Raw genomic sequence first — 9,725 nt, 5'->3', positions numbered from 1 at the left:
TTCCTTCGCAATCACTTGCATGAATTCATCTTTATCCTGAGCGGCAGGACGGGCAAAGCCCAATTGATTGAACAATACACCAGCGAATGTATCTTTCATGTAGACGCGAACCTTTCCATTCAGGAAGCGAACGAGGGATACCTGGGTTTTGGTCTTTTCGCCCAATTTTGTTTTGGCTTCTTCTACTCGCTTGTCAAAATCAGCTAAAAGAGCGTCGCCTTCCGCTTGTTTGTTCACGGCTTCCGCATAAAGCTTGAAGTTGGTTTTCCAGTTGCCGGACAGCTCTTCGGAAAAGACGGTAGGTGCAATCGCGGATAGCTGGGAGTAGACCTTTTCTTGACGAACCTTGTTTCCGAGGATGAGGTCTGGCTTCAGACTGGCAATCAGTTCGAGGTTGGGCTGTGTTTCCTCACCCAGCACGGTTACGTCCTGCATCTGGTCTTTGATGTGCTCATACCACGGCTCGCCTTGCCAGGATTTCACCGCTCCTACAGGCTTGATGCCGAGGGATAGCAGGGCTTCCGTTCCTTCGTTGGTGAGAATGACTACGCGAGTGGGAGTGCCTGTGATCGGGGTCTCTCCCATTGCATGCTTGATGGTGCGGGCTTCGCTTTTTGTCTCTGGTGCCGCACTTGCTTCCGCAGCAGGCGCAGAAGTGGCGGGCGTGGCGGCAGGCTGACTGCTCGAGGAGCTTTGACTGGCTCCTCCGCACCCGGTGACAAGAAGCATCAGCGATAATCCGATTGCACTTGCCAATTGAAAAGCTGGCTTGCGAACTAACTTCATGAAGAAAACCTCCCAAAATCTTTATTGAAATTAATTATCATTATCACAATACATACTGTATAATTCAGGAAAAGGCATGTCAATGATTATTTTGATAATAAGAATCATTATCGTTGACTGAGTGGGAAATAGCCCCGTACAATACAGGTAATGTGTAGAAGAAAGAAGGGAATGGACGTGGAATCATTTTTCTCCACTCGGTATCAAAAGTCTGTTGCCCTCATTGCTGGTTTGGTGATCCTGCTGCTTTCCATGGTGGCGAGTGTTCTGTACGGATTGCAGAACTTTCAGATGACCACTGCCATTCAGGCGTACACCAGCTTTGACGGGAGCAACGAGCATCTGATCATCCAGCATACCCGGGTGCCTCGTGCGATTACAGCCGCATTCGTCGGGGGAAGTCTTGCCGTTGCCGGTGCATTGCTCCAGGCACTCACACGCAATCCGCTGGCTTCTCCCTCGGTGTTCGGAATCAATTCGGGAGCAGCTTTGATGATCGTCCTTGCACTTTATCTATTCGGTTCCATGTTTTCCTTCAGCGAGCTGATGTGGGTGGGTTTTATCGGAGCCGGATTGACGGCACTGTTCGTCTACCTGCTGGGTTCGGCAGGCAGAGGCGGCATGTCTCCGATCAAGGTCACCCTGGCAGGTGCTGCGGTGGCGGCATTTGCTTCTTCGCTCACATCGCTGCTGATGCTGATCGACAATGTGACAATGGAGGAAGCCTTGTATTGGCTGGTCGGCTCCGTATCTGGCAGAGATTTGCGTCACGCTCTCATGATCGTTCCTTACCTGGTGTGTGGCTGGGTTTTTGCGGGGATGCTGGCGACCTCTCTCAACATCATGTCACTGGGGGATGATGTAGCCAAAAGCCTGGGTCAGAAAACGGTGTGGGTAAAAGCCGCGATTGTTATCGTGGTCGTCCTGCTGGCTGGGGGTTCGGTTGCGCTGACTGGTCCGATTGGTTTTGTAGGCATTATTATTCCGCATATTTGCCGGTATCTGGTCGGTATTGACCACCGCTGGTTGATTCCGTACTGCATTGTCTTTGGGGCGATTTTTTTGGTTTTGGCAGACCTGCTTTCCCGGTTTTTACTCATGCCAAATGAGGTGCCAGTTGGTGTAGCCACAGCCGTCATCGGGGTGCCATTCGTCATTGCGATTGTCAGAAGGAGGGCGTATGAGTAGATTTGTTGTCGTTCGCAGTCAGCGTCCCATGTATTCGTACCAGATGGATAAACGCTCTATCGTGATTCAGTGCTTGCTGCTGCTTCTCTTGGTCGGGGTGAGTGTCGTCAGTATTGGCCTTGGCAGTATCCAGATCCCCGTCGTGCAGGTGCTGAAAAGTCTGGTCGGCATGGGGGATAGTACGCATCAGCTAGTGATCCTTGAGCTGAGGCTTCCGCGGATTGCCGTTGCAGTATTAGTGGGAGCTTCCTTGGCGGTATCAGGGGCGATCCTGCAAGCTCTGATCCGCAATCCGCTGGCCTCGCCGGATCTGGTCGGAACCACGAATGGCGCTACGGCTGCGGCAGTGGCCTTCATTGCCTTTTCCAACGGCTCGTACAGTATCCATTGGCTGCCTTTTGTGGCGCTGATCGGAGGGTTTTTTGCAGCTTTCCTTACCTATTTGGCGTCGTGGAAAAAGGGATTGTCCCCGTTTCGATTTGCCTTGATCGGCGTCTCCATTTCGACAGCGATGGCTGCCTTGACGATCTTTTTCCTGATCTCGGGACCGTTGTATCTGGCTGCGCAGGCGATGGGCTGGATGTCGGGAACGGTCTACGGCAGCTCTTGGGACCACGTATTCACCTTGCTTCCGTGGACAATCGGGTTTTTGCTGATCACATTGATGCAGGCCAGAACGTTAAACGCGCAGGAGCTGGGTGACGATGTTGCCAAGGGCGTAGGTGTCGCAGTTGAACGCAAGCGCTTGCTCATGATCGCCGTCAGTGTAGCGCTGGCAGCTGCCGCGGTTGGGATTGGGGGAGGGATTGGCTTTGTTGGTCTGATGGCCCCTCATATGGCCCGCAAGCTCGTCGGCTCGTCCTTTGGCAGTCTGCTGCCTGCTTCTGCTTTGCTGGGAGGCCTATTTGTCCTGTTAGCCGATCTCGTGGCCAGGACGATGTTTGTTCCGCTCGACGTACCAGCTGGTGTCTTTACCGCAGCGGTAGGAGCCCCGTTTTTTATGTTTCTTCTATATAAAAGTCGCCAAGGATAAAAAGCGTAAACGAAGATGTACCCCATTTCGCAAGTGAATAGGGTTATTCCTACAGGTCGAAAAATCAAATATTGGCAGGAAAATTGCATGAGAGAACGAATATAATGTCGATAAAGAGTAATGCGAGTGGCAGTGTGGGAAGGGGGCAGCCTTATGAACATGGGAATGGGGTTATATCAAGAGCAGACGCTTCGTTTAGTCATGACACCGGAACTGCGGCAAGCGATCACTATTTTGCAATATTCTACCATTGATCTAATCTCCTATCTGCAAGAACAGGCAACGGAAAACCCCGTGATCGAACTGCAGGATGCGGCAGGCGAGGTCGCTTCAGCCAAGGTGGAAAAACCGACGCACGAATTGGACTGGAAGGAGATCGTGGGCAATCGGGCAACGGGTGAGTATAGTGTGGCTAAAAATGATAGCACTTACAATCCATTAGACTACATTTCTCAAGGTGCTACGACCTTATATGAGCATTTGGAAAACCAGTTGGGGTACGTCAAAGGATTTTCACCCTTGCAGCGAAAAATCGCCCTATTTTTGATCGGCAATCTGGACGAAAAGGGCTACCTGGAAGTAAGCGCAGAGGAAGCAGCGGCTAGCCTGGGCGTGGAATTGGAGGAGCTCGAGGACGTCCTGTCGGTTCTGCAGCACTTCGATCCGGTAGGAGTAGCAGCACGCAATCTGGAGGAATGTTTGCTCCTGCAATTGGAGCATCTTGCGCTGGATGATGAAAAGATCGTCCAGGTCGTCAAGTTCCATTTGCAGGATCTCGCAGACAATCGCTATCAACGAATCGCGGACAAAGTAGGCTGTACGGTGTTGGATGTACAGGCGATGGCTGATCTGGTGCGGACGCTGAATCCGCGTCCGGGAGCTGCTTTTTCCACGAATGAGACCCGATATGTCATTCCGGATGTCTCTGTGGAAAAGGTGGGGAATGAGTTTGTCGTCCTGGTCAACGACATCGCCACTCCGCGTTTGAAAATTAACAACTTTTACGAAAAAATGCTGAAACAGCCGAAGAGCGAGGAAGAGGCAAAGCAGTTTATCCACGACAAGCTGAATGCTGCCATGTGGCTGGCAAAAAGCTTGGAGCAGCGCAGACTCACACTGTTGCGTGTGACACAGGCGATCGTCGATATGCAATTGGAATTTTTCGAGCGCGGTGTGCATTATCTCAAGCCGATGACCCAAAAGGAAATTGCAGAACGGGTTGGTCTGCATGAATCGACGATCAGCCGGGCTACCAGCAACAAATACGTTCAAACTCCGCGCGGCATCTTTGAGCTCAAATACTTTTTCACCTCAGCCCTTTCTACAGCGAGCGGGGAAGCCACCTCATCTGAGAGTGTCAAGCGGCGGATCAAGGCGCTGATCGACCAGGAGGATCGGAAAGTTCCCTTGTCTGATCAAAAGCTTTCCGAGATGCTTCTGACAGAGGGAATCGAGATTTCGCGCCGGACTGTAGCCAAATATAGGGAGGAAATGCTCATTCCTTCCTCGGCCAAACGAAAGAGGTTTTAATCCGTGATGGTCAAAAAGCCAATGGAAATCGTCTTGTATGGACGCAAAAACTGCAAGCTGTGTGATGACGTGGAGCAAAACATCCGTGCTCTGGGTGAGCTATATCCGTTGAATCTGCAGATCGTTGATATTGAAAAAGATCCGAAGCTGCATGAAACATATATGCTGGTGATTCCGGCAGTGGCGATCGATGGGGAGGTCGTCCTTCGCTCCGTTTCCCATGTCGTGACCTTAGCCGAGCTGGATCAGGAATTGCAGCGAAGAACAGCCAAATAGCTTGATTTTCCTGGCCTTTCCAACAATGGGCGCCGGGAAGCTTGAAAGTTGCTGTCAGGTGTGCTACATTCAGTTTGTAGCACATTTTCTTTTTTTTTGCGGCGAGCGGGACATAAAATGTATATAGCGGGACATATTAAGTCCCTATAATGATGAATCTGACAAATGAGGAAGGTTGTGCATGCGTCGTTTAGTGGAATTGCAACAAAAGCTGTTGCCTGACCTGGTACAGGTGTTGCGGGAGCGATACATGCTGCTTCGATCCATTGATCATCTGCAACCAATCGGCAGGCGCGGTCTGGCTCAGGCCATAGGGACGACAGAACGCATACTGCGGGCAGAAGTTGAGCTGCTAAAGGATTCGGGACTGCTGCATGTGACCGCGGCAGGCATGAACCTGACGGCAGAGGGGCTGCAGGTGCTGGACGAAATGGAGCCATTGGTCGGTGAACTGTTCGGACTGACGGATCTGGCTGAGAAAATGCAAAGCCTGCTGGGCATACCGGAAGTCATCGTCGTTCAGGGCAATGCTGACCAATCCCCGTGGGTAAAGGAAGAGTTGGGGCGCGTAGCAGCACGAGTCCTGAAGCAGACCGTCCAGGAGGGCGACATCGTGGCTGTCACGGGCGGAACTTCCGTTGCAAGCCTGGCGCATCATCTGTCTGCTTCATCGGTGTTCAGGAGCGTCAAGTTTGTGCCCGCCAGAGGTGGTTTATCCGAGCAAGCGGAGTTGCAGGCAAATACACTTGCCTCCGAAATGGCCGCCAAAACCGGTGCGAGCTATCGTCTCTTGCACGTGCCGGATCGGCTTCAGCCAGAGGCCTTGCAGACCTTGCGCAAAGAGCCGCAGGTCCAAGAGGTACTAGAGCTGCTGCGGGAGGCGCGAATCGTCCTTCACGGGATCGGAGACGCGATTTCGATGGCCAAAAGGCGAAATCACTCCGAAGCAGAGCTGGCGTCGTTGCAGGAGGCAGGGGCTGTATCTGAGGCGTTTGGCTACTATTTTAATGAAGCAGGCGAGACCGTCTATCACATGCCGACCATCGGACTGCAGCTGGACGAAGTGAAAAAAGCACAGAAGGTGTTATCCATCGCGGGAGGCGAAAGCAAGGCAAAAGCAATCCTTTCCTTTGCGAAACAGTCGTGTCAGAATGTACTTGTTACGGATGAAGGAGCTGCAAGATCCTTACTGTCCACACGATTGTAACGGAAGGACGATGGTTTGCATGAATAGTGCGGCGGTTTTCCCAATCTCGTCGCTGATTGTAGGTATTGTGCTCAGCTTGACTCTCGGTTTTCCGCTCTCATGGGGGATTCTTTTCGCAATCTTGGTCACACTGGTTAGTGTAAAAAAACTTGGGTTTAGCTGGGGACAGCAATTCAGCTTTGGTTGGGATGGGATTCGCCAGACCAAGCCAGTCCTGATCATTCTCTTTCTGGTCGGGCTGCTGATTCCACTCTTGATGATGGGTGGGACGATCCCGGCGATCATCTACTATGGTTTGTCTATCGTCAATGTCGAATACCTTCTCGTACTGTCCTTTATCCTCACTTCAGTAGTCAGCTACCTGCTGGGGACGTCTGTCGGAACGTTGAGCACCATCGGGCTTTCCTTAATGGGAATCGCACACGCTGCTGATCTCTCCGCCGGGATGGTAGGTGGAGCCTTGATTTGTGGAGCGATGGTCGGGGAACGATTCTCCCCGATCTCAAGCAGCCGCATGCTGGTGCTCTCGCATGTGGGGATGACGGAGAAGCAGGATCGGGCCACTCAGGGAGCTGCAAGACTCACGACCATCATCTGTGCTGTGCTCTTTTTGGTGCTCGATTTGTTTCGTGAACAAGTGGGAACTGGAGATTCGATCCGTATGTACCAGGAGCTGCTGACCAGCCATTTCCCCATTAGCTGGGTCGCGTTGATACCGCTCCTTGTCCTGATCGCCGTGTTTGCCTTTCGGGTAAAGGCGATTTACGCGCTGCTCTGCGGGGTAGTAGCGAGTCTCGTGCTGGTATTGTCGGGTGGACCGATCACGCTGTCTACGCTCGCAGGAACGATCCTGTATGGATACGAGCCGCAGACGGGGACCTTGCTGGATGAGCTGGTCCACGGCGGAGGCATGATTTCGATCCTCAGTGTGCTGTTGCTGATCGTGCTGGCGGGTTTTTTAAACGGCATTTTAAATAAAGCCAATCTATTGACTCCGTTCGTTGAGCGGATGATGGGAGTTACGAAAAATAAAATCGCTTTGGTAGGAAAGTCCATGGCGATCTCGCTTTTGGTCGTCATGATCAGCTGCAACCAGACGATTCCAATCCTGGTCATGGGATCGACGCTGATCGGACGGTTCTCGCAGTACAACAGGGGCAAGGAGTTTTTGGGCAAAACCATGCTGGATTCGACGCTCGTCATGCCTGTACTGATCCCCTGGAACGGGCTCGCGATGGTGATCGCGATCAGCTTGGGCGTCTCCACGATAGAGACATTGCCGTTTTTGTTTTACTCACTGCTGTTGCCCATCGTCACATTGATTTCTTCCCGTCGCTTTGGTGAAAAGGAGGCGGGGATGATTCCCAATACGAAAAAAGCCATGTAAAGAAGCAGGAGGTATTGTAATGGTAAAAGTAGGTATTAACGGTTTTGGTCGCATCGGTCGTAATGTGTTTCGTGCAGCTTTTAACAATCCCAACGTCGAGATCGTGGCCGTCAATGATTTGACAGACGCGCGCACGCTGGCTCATTTGTTGAAATACGATTCGGTACATGGTGTGCTGGATGTAGAAGTAGAAGCGGGGGACAGCACGCTGTTCGTCGGCGGCAAAGAGATCAAGGTACTAGCTGAGCGCGATCCAGCCGAGCTCAAATGGGCGGATTACGGCGTAGAGATCGTGGTGGAATCGACCGGTCGTTTCACGAAGCGCGATGATGCAGCGAAGCACCTGTTGGGCGGCGCGAAGAAAGTGATCATTTCCGCACCGGCTACCAATGAAGATATCACCGTCGTGATGGGCGTAAATGAAGAGAACTACGATCCGGCCAACCACACCGTCATTTCCAATGCCTCCTGCACGACGAACTGCCTGGCTCCATTCGCGAAGGTGTTAAATGACGAGTTCGGTATCGTGCGTGGTCTGATGACGACCGTTCACTCCTATACGAACGACCAGCAAATTCTCGATCTGCCGCATAAGGACTTGCGTCGTGCTCGTGCAGCAGCGGAAAACATCATCCCGACCTCGACTGGGGCTGCCAAGGCTGTAGCACTCGTGCTGCCTGAGCTGAAGGGCAAGCTGAACGGCTTCGCGATGCGTGTGCCAACGCCGAACGTATCCGTCGTGGATCTGGTGGCGGAACTGAAGAAAGACGTCACTGTTGATGAAGTGAACCAAGCGCTGAAGGATGCAGCGAATGGCAAGCTGAAAGGCATCCTGGGCTATTCCGAAGAGCCGCTCGTATCCTCGGACTACAACGGCAACCCGGCATCTTCGACCATCGATGCTCTGTCCACAATGGTACTCGAAGGAAACATGGTGAAAGTCGTTTCCTGGTACGATAATGAATGGGGTTATTCCAATCGTGTCGTAGACTTGTGTCATTATGTTGCACAGCGTGGCTTGTAAAAAGTAAAATAGACTTGTTGTGGAAAAAAAGGGAGAGCAATCTCCCTTTTCCCATATGCGTTTTACGAAGAATAAGCCACTGATTTGGGAGGATCGTTCATGAATAAGAAATCTATCCGCGATGTTGAGCTGGCGGGAAAACGCGTTTTCTGCCGAGTTGACTTCAACGTGCCCATGCAAGACGGTGTCATTACGGATGATACGCGCATCCGTGCTGCCGTGCCTACGATCCGCTTTATGGTGGATGCAGGAGCCAAAGTCATCCTGGCCAGCCACTTCGGTCGTCCAAAAGGCCAGGTCGTGGAGGAAATGCGCCTGACCCCGGTAGCCGCCCATCTGTCTGGACTGCTCGGCAAGGAAGTGACCAAGCTGGACGATTCTGTAGGAGCGGAAGTGAAGGCAGCCGTCGAACAGATGGAACAGGGGGATGTCCTTCTTTTGGAAAACGTGCGCTTTCATGCCGGAGAAGAGAAAAATGATCCTGAGCTGGCGAAAAGCTTTGCCGAGCTGGCTGATCTGTTCGTCAACGATGCGTTCGGTACTGCCCATCGTGCTCACGCCTCCACCGCAGGCATTGCTCAGTACATACCTGCAGTAGCTGGCCTCCTGATGGAAAAGGAAATTCGCTTCATGGGCGGAGCACTCTCCCATCCGGAGCGGCCATTCACCGCAATTGTAGGCGGCGCGAAGGTGAAGGATAAAATCGCTGTGATTGAAAATCTGTTAACGAAAGTAGATAACCTGATCATCGGTGGGGGAATGGCCAATACGTTCCTGAAGGCTCAGGGCTATGCTATCGGTTCTTCGCTGTGTGAGGATGATAAGCTGGACCTGGCTCGCACCTTGATGGAGCAGGCCAAGGAACGCGGCGTACAGCTTCTGATGCCGATTGATGTGGTGATTGCGGATCGATTTGCGGCTGACGCGCAAAAACAGACCGTCTCCATCGATGGGATTCCGGACGGCTGGATGGCGCTCGATATCGGTCCAAAAACAGTAGAAGCATACCATCGTGTGATCGTTGAATCTAAAACGGTCGTGTGGAATGGCCCTATGGGTGTTTTTGAAATGGATGCTTTTGCACAGGGTACCATCGGTGTAGCCGTCGCGATGAAGGAGTGTTCCGGCACCACCATCATCGGTGGCGGAGATTCAGTAGCTGCGGTTGAAAAGGCTGGTGTAGCCGAACAGATGACCCATATCTCTACTGGCGGTGGAGCTTCGCTGGAATTCATGGAGGGCAAGGAGCTGCCAGGTGTAGCGGTACTTACAGACAACCAATAGGGAGGAAATA

General features: G+C 52.3%; 9 protein-coding genes. 8 read left to right on the top strand and 1 reads right to left on the bottom strand.

Annotation, left to right across the window (positions count from 1 at the left end; genetic code table 11):
- On the bottom strand, positions 1 to 786 hold a 786-nt coding region (locus JZI27_RS20985; RefSeq protein ID WP_280209116.1), incomplete at its 3' end, for an ABC transporter substrate-binding protein.
- A gap of 171 nt (positions 787 to 957) precedes the next feature.
- Here JZI27_RS20985 and JZI27_RS20980 point away from each other — a divergent pair.
- The 8 genes from JZI27_RS20980 to JZI27_RS20945 all read left to right on the top strand — a co-directional run bounded on the left by JZI27_RS20980 (position 958) and on the right by JZI27_RS20945 (position 9,715).
- Entirely contained in the window at positions 958 to 1,974 is a 1,017-nt protein-coding gene (locus tag JZI27_RS20980) for a FecCD family ABC transporter permease (protein WP_280209115.1), read from the top strand.
- Entirely contained in the window at positions 1,967 to 3,007 is a 1,041-nt protein-coding gene (locus tag JZI27_RS20975; RefSeq protein WP_280209114.1) for a FecCD family ABC transporter permease, read from the top strand. The genes JZI27_RS20980 and JZI27_RS20975 overlap by 8 nt, the downstream gene beginning before the upstream one ends.
- Before the next feature lie 153 nt (positions 3,008 to 3,160).
- Positions 3,161 to 4,537, top strand: coding sequence for an RNA polymerase factor sigma-54 (rpoN, locus tag JZI27_RS20970; protein ID WP_280209113.1), 1,377 nt, complete (start codon positions 3,161 to 3,163; stop codon positions 4,535 to 4,537).
- 6 nt (positions 4,538 to 4,543) lie between these two features.
- Positions 4,544 to 4,813, top strand: coding sequence for a glutaredoxin family protein (locus JZI27_RS20965; protein ID WP_122911124.1), 270 nt, complete (start codon positions 4,544 to 4,546; stop codon positions 4,811 to 4,813).
- Between the two features lie 181 nt (positions 4,814 to 4,994).
- Positions 4,995 to 6,020 carry a sugar-binding transcriptional regulator gene (locus JZI27_RS20960; protein WP_280209112.1) on the top strand — a complete coding sequence of 342 codons (1,026 nt, stop codon included), beginning with the start codon at positions 4,995 to 4,997 and terminating at the stop codon, positions 6,018 to 6,020.
- 19 nt (positions 6,021 to 6,039) lie between these two features.
- Positions 6,040 to 7,407: a Na+/H+ antiporter NhaC family protein gene (locus tag JZI27_RS20955; RefSeq protein ID WP_280209110.1), complete on the top strand. Its 1,368-nt coding sequence runs from the start codon at positions 6,040 to 6,042 to the stop codon at positions 7,405 to 7,407.
- A 19-nt stretch (positions 7,408 to 7,426) separates the two neighbouring features.
- On the top strand, positions 7,427 to 8,431 hold the full coding sequence (gene gap / locus JZI27_RS20950) for a type I glyceraldehyde-3-phosphate dehydrogenase (protein ID WP_280209109.1): 1,005 nt from the start codon (positions 7,427 to 7,429) through the stop codon (positions 8,429 to 8,431).
- Between the two features lie 99 nt (positions 8,432 to 8,530).
- Entirely contained in the window at positions 8,531 to 9,715 is a 1,185-nt protein-coding gene (locus JZI27_RS20945) for a phosphoglycerate kinase (RefSeq protein WP_280209108.1), read from the top strand.
- Positions 9,716 to 9,725 lie beyond the last annotated feature (10 nt).

Origin of the sequence: Brevibacillus sp. AY1 (assembly GCF_029870785.1) — a bacterium.
In the GTDB taxonomy this organism is placed as follows: Bacteria; Bacillota; Bacilli; order Brevibacillales; family Brevibacillaceae; genus Brevibacillus; species Brevibacillus invocatus.
This window is presented reverse-complemented; position numbering and strand designations above follow the sequence as displayed.

Coding starts and splice junctions, on each gene's coding strand:
- JZI27_RS20980 (WP_280209115.1), top strand. CDS start 958: ATGGACGTGGAATCATTTTTCTCCACTCGGTATCAAAAGTCTGTTGCC.
- JZI27_RS20975 (WP_280209114.1), top strand. CDS start 1,967: ATGAGTAGATTTGTTGTCGTTCGCAGTCAGCGTCCCATGTATTCGTAC.
- rpoN (WP_280209113.1), top strand. CDS start 3,161: ATGAACATGGGAATGGGGTTATATCAAGAGCAGACGCTTCGTTTAGTC.
- JZI27_RS20965 (WP_122911124.1), top strand. CDS start 4,544: ATGGTCAAAAAGCCAATGGAAATCGTCTTGTATGGACGCAAAAACTGC.
- JZI27_RS20960 (WP_280209112.1), top strand. CDS start 4,995: ATGCGTCGTTTAGTGGAATTGCAACAAAAGCTGTTGCCTGACCTGGTA.
- JZI27_RS20955 (WP_280209110.1), top strand. CDS start 6,040: ATGAATAGTGCGGCGGTTTTCCCAATCTCGTCGCTGATTGTAGGTATT.
- gap (WP_280209109.1), top strand. CDS start 7,427: ATGGTAAAAGTAGGTATTAACGGTTTTGGTCGCATCGGTCGTAATGTG.
- JZI27_RS20945 (WP_280209108.1), top strand. CDS start 8,531: ATGAATAAGAAATCTATCCGCGATGTTGAGCTGGCGGGAAAACGCGTT.